The following is a 17577-nucleotide window of genomic DNA, read 5'->3' on the forward strand; positions in this document are numbered from 1 at the left end:
AGCTCACCCGGCCACCACCTCGACGGCCTCCTCGACGCTGTCGACGAGGTGGACGTACGGCTCCATCGCGCGATCACGGGCCAGGGCCTGCAGCAGCGGCCAGACGGGCAGCTGCTCCGTCCAGTGGTGCCGCCCGACGAGCACCATCGGGGCCACGGCGGAGGCGTCGGCGTAGTAGTTCTCGCAGGCGTCCTGGAAGACCTCCTGCACCGTCCCGGCGGCACCCGGCAGGAACACGATCCCGGCGTTGCAGACCTCGAGCAGCACGGCCTCGCGCGGCGCGTTGTGGAAGAACTTCGCGATGGACGTGGCGAACACGTTCGGCGGCTCGTGGCCGTAGTGCCACGTCGGGATGCCGAGCGACTCCCGACCGGCGCTCGTCGCCCCCACCACGTCGAGCGCGACCCGCGCCCACTCACCCACGTCGGGGGCGTACGAGGGGACCGGCGCCACCGCCGCCAGGGCGGGCTCGAGGTCCCCGGGGACGTACGCCCCGAGGTTGGCCGCCTCCATCGCGCCCGGCCCGCCGCCCGTGGCGACGGTGACGCGGTCGGCGAGCGCGTGGCTGAGGCGGGCCGCGTCGGCGTACGCCGGGGTGCCGCGCTCGAGCGCGTGGCCGCCCATGACCCCGACGACGTCTCGACCGGCCACCCAGGCGGTCAGCGCCGCGTCGACGTGGTGGTCGTGCAGCGCCATCGCGAGGGTGTCGTCCGGGCCGTCGCCGCGTCGGGACCAGGCGTACGCCCGCGCGTCGAGGCTGTCCTCGTAGCGGGGCGTGTCGTAGAGGTCGCCGGGGGAGTAGAGGGTGGCGCGGTAGGTGTCGACCGGGACGCCGGGGATCTCGTGGAGCACCATCGCGCCCGCCCGGCGTACGGCGTCGTCGTCCCCCTCGGCGAACTCGCACCCGAGGAACAGCGCCTGCTCGAGCGAGCGCTGCAGGAGGGCCGGTCCGCGGTCGGTGAGGTCGAGCCCGACCAGGCGCCACCCCGTGAGCGAGGTCGCGCCGGCCGCCAGCCGACGGTCGAGCTCGGGCAGGGCGGTGACGTCGACGAGGCGACCGTGGGAGTGCTTCACGGGAGCAAACCTAGGCGGCCGAGGGTCGGCTGCTACCCATCAGTTGGCGACCTGGGTGGTGGAAGTGGCCCGTGGCAGGCCCCCAGGCCGCCAACCGACGCGTTGGCGTGCCAACCGGTGAGTTGGCACAGCGGTCCGGGCCCGGCTCAGAACGCGTGCGCCATCAGCTCCCCGAACAGCTCCTGCTCGTCGACCTCGAGGCCGCGGGAGCGGAACCAGGCGCACATGTTGGCGCAGTCGCGCAGCAGGAAGTCCATGCCGCGCGGGTTGCCGACGAGGTCCACCATCTGCGGCAGGTCGATGATGACGAGCCGGTCGCCGGCGGCCAGGGTGTTGTAGGGCGAGAGGTCGCCGTGCACCAGCCCTGCCTGGGCCAACGTGGCCATCGCGTCGCGCAGCTGCTCGTAGTAGCCCTCCACGACCGAGCGCTCCGGACGGACCTGGGCCACGCGCGGGGCGGTCTCGGTGCTCCCGTCGACGGTCACCGTGATCCACTCCATCAGGATCTCGGTCTCGTCGATCTGGACCGGGTAGGGCACCGGGAGGCCGAGCTCCCAGCAGCGACGCAGCGCGTTCCACTCCGAGACCGCCCACTCGCCGGCCGCGACCTGACGGCCCCAGGTCGACTTGCGCTTGAGCGCGCGGTTGTCGCGCGAGCGCTTCATCGAGCGGCCCTCGGTGTAGGACGCGGCGCGGTGGAACGAGCGGTGGTCGGTGTCGCGGTAGCGCTTGGCGGCCATCACGACCGCCGTCTCCGGGCGGTGCGGGTCCTCGCGCTCGAGCAGGAAGACGTCGGCCTCCTTGCCCGTCTTGAGGACGCCGAGCTCGGTGTCGATGGCTCCGCTGGAGGTCACGACCCAGTCGGGGCGCGGCTCGGGACCCTTCATCAGGGCCTCGAGGTCCTCCCAGCGGGACCAGCGCTGACCCTCTCCGAGCTCGTCGGAGTAGGTGTCGTAGGTGAAGACGAACGACTCGTCGATGCCCTCGAGGGGCGAACGGTCGTCAGGCCGGAGGAAGTCCTCCGGGAAGGTGTGATCGGTGTGCAGGTGGGACAACGTGGGTGCTCCGTGTGTGCGAGAGGTGGTCGGCGGGCAGGCCGAGGACAGTCATGGACATGTCACGGCTCCTCTCGGGTCACGGGGCACCTGCGTGCGGCTGCACGCGGCGGGCTGGTGTCGCCGGCGCCATCGTCCACGAGCACGGTGCGCCACCGCAACCGAATTGATCGCGCTAGGTTCGGACGGTGACCACCCGAGCGATGTCCCGGCCCCTCCTGACCGTCGCGCTGCTGGCGACGCTCGCCGTGGCGTTCACCAGCGTCCCGGCCACCGGCGAGGAGCGGGCCGCCGCTCCGGTCGCCGGGGCGTCCGGGATCGGCGACCCCTACTGGCCGCTCGACGGCAACGGCGGCATCGACGTCCGGTCCTACCGGATCGCCAACCGCTACGCGCTGGGGACCAAGCGGCTCAGCGGCCGGACGACGGTGAGGCTGACCGCGACCCAGGACCTGTCCAGCTTCTCCCTCGACTTCCTGCTGAAGGTCTCGGACGTGGTGGTCGACGGCGTCGAGGCCGACTTCGAGAAGACCGACGGGGGGCACGAGCTGCGGATCACCCCCGCCCAGCCCCTTGCCGCGGGCACCGAGCACGCGGTCGTGGTGAGGTACGCCGGCCGCCCGGCGAAGTACTCCTACGCCGGGCAGCGCAACTGGCTCGCCAGCAAGCGCGAGGTCGTCACGATGAACGAGCCGCACATGGCGCCCTGGTGGTTCCCCGCCAACGACCACCCGCTCGACAAGGCGATCGTCGACGTGCGGATCCGCGTCCCCCAGGGCCGCGAGGTCATCTCCAACGGCGAGCTGAAGGGCAGGAGGGTCGGCAGGAGGACGACCACGTGGCACTGGCGCGCGGACGAGCCGATGGTGCCCTACCTCGCCTTCTTCGCAGCCGGTGACTTCACGATCGAGAAGGGCCGGCACCGCGGGCTGCCGTGGCTCGTCGCGGTCTCCCAGCGGCTGAGCGAGCGCGACCAGGCCGCCAGCATGCGCCTGATGAAGAAGACCCCCGCCGTCGTGGCCGGCCTCGAGAAGGACCTCGGCGCGTACCCGTTCTCCGTCGTCGGCGGCATCACCACCGCCCTCAACCCGGGCTTCGCGCTGGAGAACCAGACCCGTCCGACCTACCCGGCCGTCGGCGCCGGCTACACCAGCCTCGTCGTCCACGAGCTCGCCCACCAGTGGTTCGGCGACGACATCGCCGTGCAGCAGTGGTCGGACATCTGGCTCAACGAGGGGTTCGCGACCTTCATGGAGTGGCGGTGGGCCGAGACCCACGGTGGCCGCTCGGGTGCCTCGATCCTGCGCAGCTACTACGACAACGTCGCTCCCACCTCCGACTTCTGGAGGGTGGTCGTGGGCGACCCCGGCGCGGAGAGGATCTTCGACTCCGCCATCTACGGCCGTGGCGCGATGACGCTCCAGGCGTTGCGCAACCGCGTCGGCGACGCCGTCTTCTGGCGGATCGTCCGCAGCTGGATCCGCGAGCAGGAGGGCGGCAACGGATCCAGCGCGGAGTTCGAGGAGGTGGCTGCGCGGGTCAGCGGCCAGGACCTGGGGTCGTTCTTCACGGCCTGGCTGCGTACGCCCGCGAAGCCGGCGGCGACCGCCGACAACGGGCTGGCCTGAGGCCGCGATGACCACCGACGACGTGAACTGGTTCCGCGCGCCCTCCGACGGCGACCCCGGCACCCTCAACGCCTGCTACAACGCCCTCGACGTCCACGTCATCCGGGGGCGGGCGGAAGACACGGCGCTGACGATCGACGGCGTGGAGCACAGCTTCGCCCGGCTGCTGACCGACGTGGCCGCCTGCGCCGGGGTGCTGCGCGCCTTCGGCGTCGGGCTCGGCGACCAGGTCGCCGTCGGGTCGCTGCCGCACGAGACGGCCGTGGTCGCGGTGCTCGCGTCCGCCCGCGTGGGCGCCGTCGTCCAGCACGACGACTCGCCGGGCGCCGAGGGCAAGGTCGTGCTCGCCGGAACGCCGGACGGGGTGGTCCTGAGGGTCGACGGCGAGGACCTCGCCTGGGACGTCGCGATGCGCGCGGGGCGTACGGACCCTGCCGCGTGCGCCGACGTGCCCGGTGACGCCGTCCTGTGCCGGCACGCCGACGACACCCTGACCGTGCTGGCCGCCCTCGGCGCGTCGGACGACCAGAAGCCCGTCGCTCCTGCAGGAGCCACGCTCGTGGAGGTCGGCGGACTGACGTTCTGGTCGTTCGGCGCGCCGGGGGACTAGCGCGAGCCGCGTCCTCAGCGCTTCTTGCGCAGCCACGTCGCGAGGTCGTCGTACTCCCCGGAGGCGTTGGCGTAGAGCGCGACGTTGCGCGCGGTCTCCATCCACGGGCCGATCGAGGGACGGATCTCGGAGAGGGCCTGGTCGAAGTCGGCCATCCCGATCATCCGCACCTGGCCGGAGCCGACGGACTCCATCAGGGCGTTCTCCGACGCCGACTCGCACAGGTGCGCGAGGTCGGCGCCGCTGAAGCCGTCGGTGGCCTTGGCCAGGCGTCGGGTGTCGATGCGCTCCACCGGCCGGTCGCGCAGGTGGGTGCGCAGGATCGCCTCGCGCGCCTCCCGGTCCGGTGGCAGCACCAGGAGGGTGCGGTCGAGACGACCCGGCCGGCGCAGCGCGGGGTCGACGTCCCAGGGGTGGTTCGTCGCGGCCAGCACGAAGACGCCCTCGTTGTCCGACCCGACGCCGTCGAGCTCGGTGAGCAGCTGGTTGACGGTCGTACGCGCGCCCGAGCTGCGGTTCAGCGAGCGCTTGCCGCCGATCGCGTCGAGCTCGTCGAGGAACAGCACGCACGGGGCCGAGCTGCGGGCCACCTCGAACAGCTCCTTGACGTTGCGCTCGCTCTGGCCGATGTACATGTCGAGCACGTCGGCCAGCGACACGTGCAGGAACGACGCGCCGAGCTCGCCCGCGACCGCCTTGGCGAGGAACGTCTTGCCGCACCCGGGCGGGCCGTAGAGCAGCAGACCGCCGCGCAGCGACTTGCCGTAGAGCGCGCGCAGCTCCGGGTTGCGCAGGGGCGCGAGGAAGCTCGCCTCGAGGCGCTTCTTGACCTCGGTCAGTCCACCGACGTCGGCGAGCCGCACGCCGGCGGTCTCGGCGTCGTACGCCGCCGGGCCGGGGTCCTCGGTCGACCCGTCGACGAACATCGGGCCCACGGTCTCACCGAGGTCGGACTCGGCGGCGTGCCAGTCGAAGGTCGTCGGTGAGGGAGCCTCCGCGGGGTCCGGCTGCTCCGCGGGGCTCGGCGCCTCCGCGGTCGGGGGTCCGGCGACCGGCGCGCTGCCCATCGCCCGCCCCATCAGCTCGCGCGCCTCGACCGACTCCGGGTCGGCTGCCAGCACCGTCGCCACGTGCGCGATCGCGTCCGGTCCGCGCCCGGCGTCGACCAGCAGGCCGGCGAGGTGCAGCCGCAGCGTCAGGTCGTCCGGGGCGGCGCGCACCGCGGCGGCCAGGCTCTCGATCAGGCGCTCGTCCACGGCGCCCACCCTAGGTGGGACGTCAGCGGCCGCGCACGAGGTTCACCACGGCGTAGCCCAGCCAGCCGAGGACGCAGACGAAGCCGAGCACCTGCAGCGAGGACGCGAGCGCGAGGCCTGCCGCCACTGCCACGGCGTACGGCGCGAACGCCAGCAGCAGGACCCCGACCGACAGGAGGACCAGGAGCGCCATCAGGTAGCGGCCGGTCCAGCGGGTGCGCCCCCAGAGCCCGCGCCCCCACTGGCTGACGCCCGCGGGCAGCTCGGCACGCACGCGGTGGACGAGCAGTGCCACCGCCCCGACGTACGCCGCGCCGCCGAGCGCGCGGGCCCACCACGGCGCGCCGGTCGCCAGCATGATGCCGAGGACCACCGCCGCGCCGAAGAGCGACCGCAGGACCCGTCGGCCGAGCAGCAGGAGAACCGCGTCGAGGTTCTCGTGCAGCCGCTTCTCCTGCGGGTCGTTGCCGACGGCCGAGCGCAGCATCCCCGCGGCCCGGCCCAGCCGCCCGCGATCGAGCTCAGTGGCCGCGAGGTTGTTCTGCGCGAGCGTGTGGCCGGGGTCGATGGCGAGGGCGTTGCGGAACGCCGCCTGCGCGTGGTCGTGGTAGCCGAGCGAGTCCAGGCAGAGGCCGACGAGGTTGTGCGCGTCGGCGCTGTGCGGGGCGAGGTCGACGGCGCGCAACGCCGCCTCGTACGCGTCGCGCACCCGCGGCCGTCGCAGGCTCAGGAGCGCACGGGCGTGCTGGTAGTGCGAGGTGAAGTCGTGGGGTGCGAGCGCCAGTGCGCGCTCGGCGGCGGCGACCGCCGCGGGTCCGTCCCGGCGGTCGCAGAGGACGTCGACGAGCACCTGGTGGCCACCCGCGTGCTCGGGGTCCAGCGCCAGCGCGCTGCGCACGACCCGCTCCGCCTCGTCGTGGCGGTCCTGCCGGTTCAGTGCGCGGCCGAGGCCGAGGAGGGCGCGTACGGACTGCGGGTCGCTCGCAAGCACGTCGCGGAAGCGCTGCTCGGCCTCCGCGTTGCGGCGCAGGTCGAGCAGTTGCTCGGCGTGGGCGAGCGCCCGCCAGTCCTCCCCAACGCTGCTCACGCCGCCCATCCTGACAAACTGGCGCGGTGACTGCGCGCGACATCGTGATCCTCGGCTCGACCGGTTCGATCGGCACCCAGGCGCTCGACCTCGTCCGCGCCAACCCCGACCGCTTCCGCGTGGTCGGGCTCACCGCCGGCGGCTCCAACCGGGACCTGTTCGACGCGCAGGTCGCGGAGTTCGCGCCGGCGTACGCCGGGCTGGGGGAGGAGGCCTCGACCGAGGCCGCCGCGCGGACGTGCGACGTGGTCCTCAACGGCATCACCGGGGCGGTCGGGCTCCGGCCGACCCTCGCCGCGCTCGACGCCGGCAACACCCTCGCGCTGGCCAACAAGGAGTCCCTCATCATCGGCGGCCCCCTCGTCAAGGAGCGCGCGCGACCCGGCCAGATCGTCCCGGTCGACTCCGAGCACAGTGCGATCGCGCAGAGCCTGCGCGCCGGCTCCGCCGCGGAGGTGCGCCGCCTCGTCCTCACCGCGTCGGGCGGCCCGTTCCGGGGGCGTACGGCCGCCGAGCTCGCCGCCGTCACCCCGGAGCAGGCGCTGGCCCACCCCAACTTCGCGATGGGCCGCGTGATCACCACCAACTCCGCGACCCTGGTCAACAAGGGCCTCGAGGTGATCGAGGCGCACCTGCTCTTCGACATCCCGTTCGACCGCATCGACGTGGTGGTGCACCCGCAGCAGCTGATCCACTCGATGGTGGAGTTCGTCGACGGCGCCGTGGTGGCGCAGCTCGGCCTGCCGACGATGCTCGTCCCGATCGCACTCGGGATGGGCTGGCCGGACCGGGTGCCCGACGCCGAGACGCCCATCGACTGGACGAAGGCGGCCGACTGGCGCTTCGAGCCCCTCGACGACGCCGTCTTCCCGGCCGTCACGCTCGCCCGGGCGGCGGGGGAGCGGGGCGGCACCGCACCCGCGGTCTACAACGCGGCCAACGAGGTGGCGGTCGACGCCTTCCACGACGGCCGGCTGCGGTTCCCCGACATCGTGTCGACAGTGGCGCAGGTCCTGGACCTCCACGACGTACCATCGAGGGAGCACTTCACGGTGGACGACGTCCTCGCCGCCGACGCCTGGGCGCGCGCCGAGGCGGCCGCCCTCATCCGACGCTCCTGACGCTCCTGACCTGACAAGGATCTGCGCACATGACCGCCCTGCTCTACACCCTGGGTGTCGTCACCTTCGTCCTGGCGATCCTGGTCTCCATCGGGCTCCACGAGTTCGGCCACCTGGTGCCGGCGAAGAAGTTCGGCTGCAAGGTGCCGCAGTGGTTCATCGGCTTCGGCCCCACCGTGTGGAGCAGGCAGGTCGGCGACACCGAGTACGGCATCAAGGCGATCCCGCTCGGCGGCTACGTCAAGATCGTCGGCATGCTCCCGCCGGGTGCCGAGCACCTCGTCGAGGAGACGACGTACGACGAGGACGGCGAGCCGGTGCACAAGGTGCGCCGCTCCAACACGGGGATGTTCACCCAGCTGATCTCCGACGCGCGCGCCGCGGAGTGGGAGTACGTCAAGCAGCACGACACCGACCGGCTCTTCTACCGCCTGGCCTGGTGGAAGAAGGTGATCGTGATGGCGGGTGGCCCGACGGTCAACATCGCCATCGCGTTCGGCCTGTTCACGATCCTCTTCGCCACCTACGGCAACCCGCGCGACGAGGTCGTCGAGCCCACGGTCGCGGCGGTCCCCGAGTGCGTGATCCCCGTCGAGGAGCAGGGTCGTGCCTGCACTGCCGACGACCCGCCTACCCCGGCGAAGGAGGCCGGGATCCAGCCCGGCGACGAGATCCTCAGCTTCAACGGCACCCCGTTCCGCGACTGGGAGAGCTTCCAGTCGCTGATCCGCGGCAACGCCGACGGCGACGCCGTCATCGAGGTGCGGCGCGGTGACGAGCAGCTCACGCTGACCACCAACACCACGGTCACGCTGCGCCAGACGTCGATCGAGGACGAGACCCTCACCGAGGTCGGCTTCCTCGGCGTGCAGCCCGAGACGCGCTTCGAGACCGGCGGCCTGATCTACACGACCGCGCAGATGGGGACGATGACCGTCGAGACGGTCCAGGCGCTCGGCCAGCTCCCCGTGAAGGTCTACGAGGTCGGCCGGGCGGTCGTCGGGCTCCAGGAGCGCGACCCCGAGAGCCCGGTCTCGATCGTGGGCGGCGGCCGGTTCGCGGGGGAGGCCGCGGCCAGCGAGGCGTTCCCGCTCACCGAGAAGATCGTGACGCTGCTCTTCCTGGTCGCGAGCTTCAACTTCTTCATCGGCATGTTCAACTTCGTGCCGCTGCTGCCGCTCGACGGCGGCCACATCGCCGGTGCCCTGTACGAAGGCCTCAAGCGCGGGGTCGCCCGGCTCCTCGGCCGCCCCGACCCGGGTCACGTCGACGTCGCCCGGCTGCTGCCAGTGGCGTACGTCGTGGGGCTCGCGATGCTCGTCATGGGCGTGGTGCTGATCGTCGCCGACATCGTCGTGCCGCTGCGCCTGAGCTGAGGCCCGTACGCCGGCCCCGCACCGCTCGGGCGGGGACCTCGGCGGCGCGGGGATCCCACGGCCCGGCCCGTACGATGACAGTCATGACCGTCGGCCTTGGCATGCCTGCCCTCCCGCCCCCCGTCCTGGCCCCGCGCCGCAAGACCCGCCAGATCAAGGTGGGGTCCGTGGGCGTCGGCAGCGAGTCGCCGATCTCGGTCCAGTCGATGACGACCACCCTGACCTCCGACGTCAACAGCACGCTCCAGCAGATCGCCGAGCTGACGGCCTCCGGCTGCGACATCGTGCGCGTGGCGTGCCCCAGCCAGGACGACGCCGACGCGCTGCCGGCCATCGCGCAGAAGTCCCAGATCCCGGTCATCGCCGACATCCACTTCCAGCCCAAGTACGTCTTCGCGGCCATCGACGCCGGCTGTGCGGCCGTCCGGGTCAACCCCGGCAACATCCGCAAGTTCGACGACCAGGTCAAGGAGATCGCCAAGGCCGCCAAGGACCGCGGCACCTCGATCCGCATCGGCGTCAACGCCGGCTCGCTCGACAAGCGGATCCTCGACAAGTACGGCAAGGCCACGCCCGAGGCGCTCGTCGAGTCCGCGGTGTGGGAGGCCAGCCTCTTCGAGGAGCACGACTTCCACGACTTCAAGATCTCGGTCAAGCACAACGACCCGGTCGTGATGGTCCGCGCCTACGAGCTGCTCGCCGAGGCCGGCGACTGGCCGCTGCACCTCGGCGTCACCGAGGCGGGCCCGGCCTTCCAGGGCACGATCAAGTCCGCGGTCGCGTTCGGCCACCTGCTCAGCAAGGGCATCGGCGACACGATCCGCGTCTCGCTCTCCGCCCCGCCGGTCGAGGAGGTCAAGGTCGGCATCCAGATCCTCGAGTCGCTCAACCTCAAGCCGCGCCGCCTCGAGATCGTCTCCTGCCCCTCCTGCGGGCGCGCGCAGGTCGACGTCTACAAGCTCGCCGAGGAGGTCACCGCCGGGCTCGAGGGCATGGAGGTGCCGCTGCGCGTCGCGGTCATGGGCTGCGTCGTCAACGGTCCCGGTGAGGCCCGCGAGGCCGACCTCGGTGTCGCCTCGGGCAACGGCAAGGGCCAGATCTTCGTCAAGGGCGAGGTCATCAAGACCGTCCCCGAGTCGCAGATCGTGGAGACCCTCATCGAGGAGGCCATGCGCATCGCCGAGGGCATGGAGGCCCTTGACGGCGGCGAGCCCGTCGTCAGCGTCGGCTGACGACGTGCTCGCCGACCTCTGAGGCACCCCACGGTGCGGAGGCCTCCGTCAGCGTGTCGTGAGACGGCCTCGCTCTGCGAGGTCGCCCTACGCGGTTCCCACTAGGCTCCAAGCGTGCTGAGGACCCGCGAGCAGGTGCGCGTGCTGGGCCCGGGTGACCGGGACGCCTTCATCGCGCTCGCGGAGCAGGACCCGGTCGTCAACGTCTTCGCCGACTACCGCGCCCGCCTCACCAACCTCGACGAGCGCTGGCTCGGCGGACAGGTGTGGGGGCGGTTCGAGGGCGACGAGCTCGTCGCCGGGTGCCACCTCGGCGCCAACCTCGTCCCGGTGCAGTGCACGCCCGACGACGTGGGGGCCTTCGCCGACGTCGCGCTGCGCCGCCGCGGCACCGTCGGCACGATCGTGGGCCCCAGCGACGTCGTCACCGCCCTGTGGGAGCTCATCGAGCCGCGCTGGTCCCGCCCCCGCGAGATCCGGGCCGCCCAGCCCCACCTCGAGATCGCCCGGCCGCCTGCCGTGCCGGCGGCCCCCGACGTACGCCCCAACACCCCGCGCGACCTGGAGGTGCTCTACCCCGCGTGCGTGGCGATGTACACCGAGGAGGTCGGCGTCTCCCCGGAGAACGACGCGGGCGGGGGCGACCTCTACCGGGCGCGGATCCAGCAGCTCATCAGCCGCGGGTGGTCGCTGGCGAGCTTCGACGACGACGGGGTGGTCTTCAAGGCGGAGGTGGCCTGCGTGACGCCGTACGCCGCGCAGGTGCAGGGCGTCTGGGTGCGCCCGGACCGCCGTGGCGAGGGGTTGTCCACCAGCGGCATGGCCGCGGTCGTCTCCCACGTCCTCGGCTCGGGGATGGCGCCCGTGGTCTCGCTCTACGTCAACGAGTGGAACACGCCCGCGCGGGCGGCGTACGCCCGGGTCGGCTTCGAGCAGACCGCGACCTTCGCGACCCTCATGTTCTAGGCGCAGGGCACTCGGCAAAAAAAGATCTGCCCCGTCCGTATCACGCAGGGGTGTACGCACACCTGTGCTGACATGGGGACAATGGTCGCCATGTCAGAGGACCGAAGGACTGAGGGGCAGTCCGGGCTGTCACCGTGGGACATGGCCAGTGGGGCGTTCATCGCCTGGCGTTCGGGGGACGCCGGCGCGGTGGACGAGCTGGTTGCCGCGATGACACCGGTCCTGTGGCACGTGGTGCGGGCGTACGGTCTCGACCGCGAGGCCGCCGAGGACGTCGTCCAGGCGACCTGGCTCGGCTTCGTACGACTGCACGCGACCATCGAGGACCCGCAGGCGGTCGCGTCCTGGCTGATCACCTCAGCCAGGCGCGGCGCAGCCGCACACGCCCGGACCGCACGCCGTGCGACTCCGGTGCAGGACGAGACGCTGCACGCCGCGCTCCCCGACGTGGAGTCGGCCGAGGCCCTCGCCGTGCTCGACGACGAGGCATCACGGCTCTGGGGTGCCGTGGCGTCCGTCGACGAGCGGTGCCGCAAGCTCCTGCGGGTCGTGGCCTTCATGGACCGCCCCGACTACCAGTCGCTCAGCCAGGAGCTCGACATGCCCGTCGGGAGCATCGGGCCCACGCGGGCCCGCTGCCTGGCCAAGGTCCGGACCGCCCTGACGCGAGGAGGCGAGCGATGACTGCCGCGAACGACGCCGCACTGCTCGAGGAGCTCCGTGACATGTGGACGACCTACGACCCGCCGCCGCCCGACCTGGTCCCGACGATGATCGCGGTCGTCGCGGCCGCCGACCTCGACACCGAGTGGGAGATGCTCGTCCTCGTGCGCGACTCCGCCGACGAGCCAGCCGCCCAGGTGCGGGGGCTCGGCACGTCCCGCATCCTCTACTTCACCGCCGCGGAGGGCTGGTCGCTCGACGCCGAGCTCGACGAGGGCCAGGTGCGCGGCCAGCTCCTCGACTTCGACGGTGACCTGGCGACCGTCGAGGTCGTCGTCGAGACCACCGACGGGCAGAGCTGGACGACCGGCCTCGACGAGGTCGGGTTCTTCGCGATCGCCGCCGAGCCGACGGGGTCGATCCGCTTCACCGTCCGCCACCGCCGCAAGGCGATCAGCAGCCGCTGGGTCGAGCTCTGAGAGCTGCCCGACGGGCCCGGCCGGTCAGGGACGGGGATAGGGCTGCCGCAGCTCCATCAGCGGACCGATCGTCGGGTCGGAGTCATAGGCGGCGCGGGCCAGGACCGCGTCGCGGGCGTCCGTGGCGGACGAGCCCGTCTCGCTGATCTCCCGGGCGATGAGGCCTGCCACGACCGGAGCGGCGAACGACGTCCCGCTCCACCGCGCCATTCCGGTGCTGAAGACCCGGACGTCGCCCTTGTCCGGGGTCTCGTTGCACTCGAACGTGCCGTCGGGGAAGGCGTTCACGAGGTTGCGCCCGAGGGCGTAGACGTCCGCGGAGACGCCGAAGTTGGAGTACGCCGAGACCCGGCCGTCGCGGTCGAGCGAGCCGACGCCGACGCACCAGTCGAAGGCTGCGGGCCAGAACGGCGCCGCCCACGAGTCGTTGCCGGCGGCAGCCACGAGCACGCAGTCCCGCTTGCGCAGCCTGGTGCGGTAGAACGTCTCGAGCGCGATCGACGGAAGGTCGAGCCGGGTGCGGCACCCGGCCGAGAGGTTGATCACCTGCGGGTCGTGGGCGAGGGCCTCCTCGAGCTGCACCACGAGGTCGGACTCGAGGATGCCGCCGCCACCGACGCCGCCGATGGCGAACCCCTCGACGAACACCTTCGTCACCGGGGCCACGCACCGCACCACACCGGCGATGAACGTGCCGTGGCCGGCGTACGGGCGCAGGTCCGGGCCGTTGAGCTCGTCGTCGCCGTCGACGCCCTTCAGCCACGGCGTACGGGGGTCGTTCGCGGCGGGCGGGTGCCAGCCGGTGTCGACGACCACCACGCTGACCTCGTGCCCCTTCTCCTGCGGGGCGACCGGTGGCCACGGCTCGGTGAGGCCGGTCTCCTGGGGCTCGATGGCCGGGCACAGGAGGCCGCCGCCGCCTCCCGGAGCGACGTGCACCCAGTGGTCGGGCGACGCCGCGCCGCGCTGCAGCCCGTTCTCCTCGAAGAAGTCGAGCACCTCCGGGACCGACTGGCCGTCACGACGCTCGGGCAGCACGTAGCGCACGAGCTCACCGTCCAGCAGCGAGACATCGTCGCGGCGCAGCTCGCCGGTCAGGACCCGCTCGCCCAGCTGGGCCACGAGACCTTCGAAGCTCGCGGCGTCCGCGGCGCGCACGAGCACGCGGTGCGGATGGAAGAGGTAGGTGAAGTCGGCGGGGGCCTCGGTGTCCCACGCCACCTGTCCGTCGTTGGCCGTGCGGAAGCTCCGCAGCTGGTCCGTTGCACGCCGTCGCTCGTCGCTGCCGATCTTCCAGTCGCTCGCCATGGTTCGACGCTAGCGCCGGTCGCGCGCGGCGTATGCCGGTTTCGCACAGTTTCCGGTGCCGATCAGCGAGGATGGGCGAGTGGAGCGTGACGAGGCAGAAGAGCTGCTCCGCAACCTGTTCTCCGACCCGCGGGCAGCGCGCGCACGTGCGGCGAAGGTCCTCGTGCCGAGCCCGGACCCGGCGCTCGCCTCGATCGGGCACCAGGTCGTCGGGATCGTGCTGCGCGACCTCGGTGACACGGATGCTGCACTGGCCGAGCTGCGCACGGCCCTGTGGCTGGCGTACCGCTCAGGTGATGCCGACCGGTCGGCCGACGCCATGGCGACCCTGGGCGGCTCGTTGTGCCTCGCCGGACGGATGCGGGAGGGGCTGCGGCACCTCGACGACGCCGTGACCGCGGTCGAGGGCGTGCCGTTGGCGCGGGTGCTGGTGCGGCGCGCCCACGTGCTGGGCCAGGTCCTCGCCCGCTTCGAGGAGAGCGCCGAGGACCTGCGCCAGGCACGCCGGCTGTTCGCGGGCGCCGGTGACCAGGTGTGGGAGGCGCGAGCGCTCAACCTGCAGGGACTCGTCGACGCCAAGACGGGGGACCTCGCGTCGGCTGCCCGGGCGTTCGCCCGCTACGGCGAGATCTCGGCCGCCCTGCACAATCCGATCGACGTGGCCGTCAGCGAGCTCAACATCGGCTGGCTCGCATCCGTCGGGGGCGACCTGCCAGAGGCGCTGGAGCGTTACGCCGCGGCTGCGGCGATCTTGGACGAGATGGGCGTGACCATGGTCGACCTCGTCATCGACCAGGCGGTGGCCTACCTGGCCGGTGGACTCGCGGGGGACGCCCTGGCGGTGGTCGAGGCGGCACTCGTCGCACGCCCCCTGCAGCCGCGGGAGCAGGCCGACCTGCTCGTGGCCGTGGCCGAGGTCGCCCTCGCAGCAGGGGACTGGGACCGCGCCGTCTCGGCCGCGGAAGACGGATCGGCCATGCTGCGCGGACAGTCTCGCGACGTCCACAGGCTCGAGGCCGACCTGTTGTCGATCACTGCCCGGGACCGGGCCGGGGCCCCGGCCGCCTCCTTGCTGCGTCGGGTGGAGCGGGTCGTTCCCGCGATGCGGGAGGCCGGCGCTCCGCAGCTGCCGCAGGCGCTGCTGCTCGGGGCGAGCCTGGCGAGCCGCGTCCGGTCGTCGCGCGCCGACGGGCTCGCGTCCGCATGGCTCGCGGAGGCGGCGACCTTCCGCAGGGCCGCCACAGGCTCGGTCCGTGCGCTCGGCTGGTTGGCGGAGGCCCGGGCGCGGGAGGCGGCCGGCGACTCGGGCGGTGTGCTCCGCGCGTGCGAGCTGGGGTTGCGGGCGCTGGACGAGCACCACGCGACCCTCGGCAGCCAGGAGCTGCGGGCCGGGGCGGCTGGACACGGCGCGGCGCTCGCCGAGCTCGGCACCCGGATCGCGATCGAGCGTCGCGACGCGCGGCAGGTGCTGCGGTGGTCTGAGCGATGGCGGGCCACGGCGCTCTCCACGCCGGCGAGGACGGCCCGCCACGACCCGCAGACCGCAGCGGACCTGGCTGCCCTGCGCGCGCAGCGGCGCCGCCTGGACGAGGCTCGCGCGGACGGCTCGCCCACGGGCCCGCTCGAGGCGCGAGCGACCCGGCTCGAGCAGACCGTGCGGCGCCGGCTGCTGCAGGAGCGGGGGTCCGGGGAGACGGCGGCGAGCCTCGACGTCAGGGTGCTTCTTGACGGGCTCGCGGATGACGACACGGTCATGGTCGAGCTCACGGAGGTCGACGGCGTCCTCCACGCACTCACCGCAGGGCGTGGGCGCGTACGGCACCGCGTCGTCGGCGAGGCCGATGCCGCCGCGAAGGCCGTGGACTTCGCCCTCTTCACGCTGCGCCAGGCCGCGCGCGGCCGCCGGGCCCAGCTGGACGTCGCCGGGGCCCGGCTCGAGCGCTCGCTGCTCGGTGCGGCGCTCGACGGGGTGGGGGAGTCCCGCATCGTGGTGTCCGGCACCGCTGCGCTGCAGGGCGTGCCGTGGGGGCTGCTGCCGTCGCTGGCGCACCGGCCGGTCACCAGCACCCCCTCTGCCCGGCTGTGGCTGCGGGCGAGGTCCGCGCGGCCCGCGGACGACGACCGGCGCGTGATGCTGGTCGGGCCGGGCCTCGGGAGCGGTGGGGCCGAGGTGCCCGCGGTGGCCGCGGAGGACCCCGGCGCAGAGGTGCTCGACGGCGACGCCGCGACCGTGGCTGCCGCGCTCGCCGCGCTCGACGGCGCGTCGCTGGCCCACGTCGCGGCCCACGGCCACTTCCGCGAGGACAGCCCGCTCTTCTCCTCACTCACCCTCGCCGACGGCCCGCTGCTGGTGCACGACCTCCAGCGCCTCGAGCGCCCGCCCCACCGGGTCGTGCTGTCGGCCTGCGAGTCCGGCGTCATGCAGCCCGTCGGCGACCAGGAGCTCCTCGGCCTGGCCGCCGCACTGCTGTCGATGGGCACCGCCGGGGTCGTCTCCAGCCTCGCCGAGGTCGACGACGCCGCGACCGTCGACGTCATGGTCGCGCTGCACGCGAGGCTGCGGCAGGGCGGCGGACTGGGCGACGCGATGCTCGCCGCCCGCGAGGCCGCGGCCGGCGACCCGGTGCTGGCCGCGACCGCCGCCTCGTTCACGGTCCTGGGGACCTGAGAGGGTCAGGGCATCTGGACCTTCACCGGGTCGGTCGCGTTCTCGCAGGCGTCGAGGGTGCAGCGCACGGTCGCCGCCTTCTTCGTGCCGTTGACCTTCAGCAGCACGGTCGTGGGCGACTCCCACGCCCAGTCGCTGAACCAGCCCGTGGTGTAGGTCGCCAACCTCGTGCCGTCGATCTCGCGCAGGCGGATCTCGTCGGCGCCGAGGCCGTCGGTGAGGATGCGCATCGTGAACATCTGCGCCCCGTCGGGCGAGATGTCCGCGATCCGATCGCGGCACGACTCCCACAGGGTGTCGTGCAGGTCGCTGAGCCGCACCAGCTTCGTGCAGCCGCCGCGGTAGGGGTCCTTGGTGTAGAGGCTGATCAGGTCGTGCTCGATGCTGGCCGCGTTGGGGTACTTCCGCGTGAGCGTGCGCACGCGGTCGCTCGCGACCCGCCACCACAGCAGCCGACGGTTGATGTGCAGCAGCACCCGGCGCTCGTCGGCGTCCACGACGCCCAGGTAGCCGGAGAACTCGCGCTGGGCGAGCAGGCTCCCGTCGTCGGCGGCCCAGACGTTGACGACCGACCCCCGCAGTCGGGGGCGGGGCACGGCGACGAGCCGGCTGCCGTCTGCAGTGAGCACCACCTCCCACGGGTCCAGCCCGCGGAGGACGGGGCGCAGAGTGCCGTCCGCCTCGACGCGCACGACACGCCGGTTGCGCATGGGGTCGACGTCGTAGGTGCCGACGAGCCAGGCGTCGCCGGAGCGGCCGATCACCTCGGCGGCCTGCCCGGGCAGCTCGACGCGCCGGTCGCCGTCGACGAAGTCGCCGTCGTCGATGTGGGGGACCCCGATGTCGGCGCCACGCGGCAACCGCTCCGGCTGGAGCTCGACGGTCGGTGCGGCGGCGTGGGCGGGCAGCACCGGCGTGGCGGTCGTGGCGGTCGTGGCGGTCGTGGCGGTCGTGGTGAGGATCGTGGTGAGCACGGTGGTGAGGACTGCGAGCATGGAGCGGGTCCGGCGTGGGTGGCGCATGGTGTTCCCCCGGGGTGTCGTGGATGTCGTCG

The 17577-nt window shown here is 72.9% G+C and carries 15 protein-coding genes; 9 read left to right on the plus strand and 6 right to left on the minus strand.

From position 1 onward, the window contains the following. Positions 1-3: 3 nt before the first annotated feature. Both IEZ24_RS14860 and IEZ24_RS14865 read right to left on the minus strand, forming a co-directional pair. A complete protein-coding gene (locus IEZ24_RS14860) occupies positions 4-1074 on the minus strand; it encodes an LOG family protein (RefSeq protein ID WP_129454754.1) in 1071 nt (356 codons plus the stop codon). Positions 1075-1220: 146 nt separating this feature from the next. Then, positions 1221-2129 (minus strand): serine protein kinase RIO, encoded by a 909-nt coding sequence (locus tag IEZ24_RS14865; RefSeq protein WP_129454755.1) that lies wholly within the window; start codon positions 2127-2129, stop codon positions 1221-1223. A 188-nt stretch (positions 2130-2317) separates the two neighbouring features. On the opposite strand from IEZ24_RS14865, the gene IEZ24_RS14870 reads away from it, so the two are divergent. Continuing rightward, positions 2318-3757, plus strand: a complete 1440-nt coding sequence (locus IEZ24_RS14870; protein ID WP_129454756.1) for a M1 family metallopeptidase — start codon at positions 2318-2320, stop codon at positions 3755-3757. Between the two features lie 7 nt (positions 3758-3764). Beyond that, complete coding sequence (locus IEZ24_RS14875; RefSeq protein WP_129454757.1) at positions 3765-4367, plus strand: AMP-binding protein; 603 nt, start codon at positions 3765-3767, stop codon at positions 4365-4367. Positions 4368-4381: 14 nt separating this feature from the next. Here the strand turns inward: IEZ24_RS14875 and IEZ24_RS14880 are convergent, their stop codons facing one another. Together IEZ24_RS14880 and IEZ24_RS14885 are read right to left on the minus strand one after the other, a co-directional pair. After that, the gene (locus IEZ24_RS14880) at positions 4382-5623 is read right to left on the minus strand and encodes an AAA family ATPase (protein WP_242498445.1); all 1242 of its coding nucleotides are present in this window, start codon (positions 5621-5623) and stop codon (positions 4382-4384) included. 22 nt (positions 5624-5645) lie between these two features. Then, positions 5646-6710 carry a tetratricopeptide repeat protein gene (locus IEZ24_RS14885; protein ID WP_165356055.1) on the minus strand — a complete coding sequence of 355 codons (1065 nt, stop codon included), beginning with the start codon at positions 6708-6710 and terminating at the stop codon, positions 5646-5648. 26 nt (positions 6711-6736) lie between these two features. Between IEZ24_RS14885 and dxr the strand changes: the two genes are divergently transcribed. The 6 genes from dxr (at position 6737) to IEZ24_RS14915 (ending at position 12547) form a co-directional block, all read left to right on the plus strand. After that, positions 6737-7831 carry a 1-deoxy-D-xylulose-5-phosphate reductoisomerase gene (dxr, locus tag IEZ24_RS14890; protein ID WP_165356056.1) on the plus strand — a complete coding sequence of 365 codons (1095 nt, stop codon included), beginning with the start codon at positions 6737-6739 and terminating at the stop codon, positions 7829-7831. 29 nt (positions 7832-7860) lie between these two features. After that, positions 7861-9207, plus strand: a complete 1347-nt coding sequence (locus IEZ24_RS14895) for a M50 family metallopeptidase (RefSeq protein WP_129454759.1) — start codon at positions 7861-7863, stop codon at positions 9205-9207. A gap of 83 nt (positions 9208-9290) precedes the next feature. Beyond that, positions 9291-10439 (plus strand): flavodoxin-dependent (E)-4-hydroxy-3-methylbut-2-enyl-diphosphate synthase, encoded by a 1149-nt coding sequence (gene ispG, locus IEZ24_RS14900; protein ID WP_129454760.1) that lies wholly within the window; start codon positions 9291-9293, stop codon positions 10437-10439. Between the two features lie 114 nt (positions 10440-10553). Beyond that, the gene (locus IEZ24_RS14905) at positions 10554-11405 is read left to right on the plus strand and encodes a GNAT family N-acetyltransferase (protein WP_129454761.1); all 852 of its coding nucleotides are present in this window, start codon (positions 10554-10556) and stop codon (positions 11403-11405) included. Between the two features lie 90 nt (positions 11406-11495). After that, positions 11496-12089, plus strand: coding sequence for an RNA polymerase sigma factor (locus IEZ24_RS14910; protein ID WP_191192868.1), 594 nt, complete (start codon positions 11496-11498; stop codon positions 12087-12089). Beyond that, a complete protein-coding gene (locus IEZ24_RS14915; protein WP_129454763.1) occupies positions 12086-12547 on the plus strand; it encodes a hypothetical protein in 462 nt (153 codons plus the stop codon). The genes IEZ24_RS14910 and IEZ24_RS14915 overlap by 4 nt, the downstream gene beginning before the upstream one ends. 24 nt (positions 12548-12571) lie before the next feature. Here the strand turns inward: IEZ24_RS14915 and IEZ24_RS14920 are convergent, their stop codons facing one another. Then, on the minus strand, positions 12572-13855 hold the full coding sequence (locus IEZ24_RS14920; protein WP_129454764.1) for a S8 family peptidase: 1284 nt from the start codon (positions 13853-13855) through the stop codon (positions 12572-12574). A 79-nt stretch (positions 13856-13934) separates the two neighbouring features. On the opposite strand from IEZ24_RS14920, the gene IEZ24_RS22405 reads away from it, so the two are divergent. Continuing rightward, positions 13935-16523 (plus strand): CHAT domain-containing protein, encoded by a 2589-nt coding sequence (locus IEZ24_RS22405; protein WP_129454765.1) that lies wholly within the window; start codon positions 13935-13937, stop codon positions 16521-16523. A gap of 5 nt (positions 16524-16528) precedes the next feature. On the opposite strand, the gene IEZ24_RS14930 is transcribed toward IEZ24_RS22405, so the two are convergent. Then, positions 16529-17545, minus strand: coding sequence for a hypothetical protein (locus IEZ24_RS14930; protein ID WP_129454766.1), 1017 nt, complete (start codon positions 17543-17545; stop codon positions 16529-16531). Positions 17546-17577: the final 32 nt, after the last annotated feature.

This window comes from Nocardioides ganghwensis (assembly GCF_014779655.1).
Classification (GTDB): Bacteria; Actinomycetota; Actinomycetes; order Propionibacteriales; family Nocardioidaceae; genus Nocardioides; species Nocardioides ganghwensis.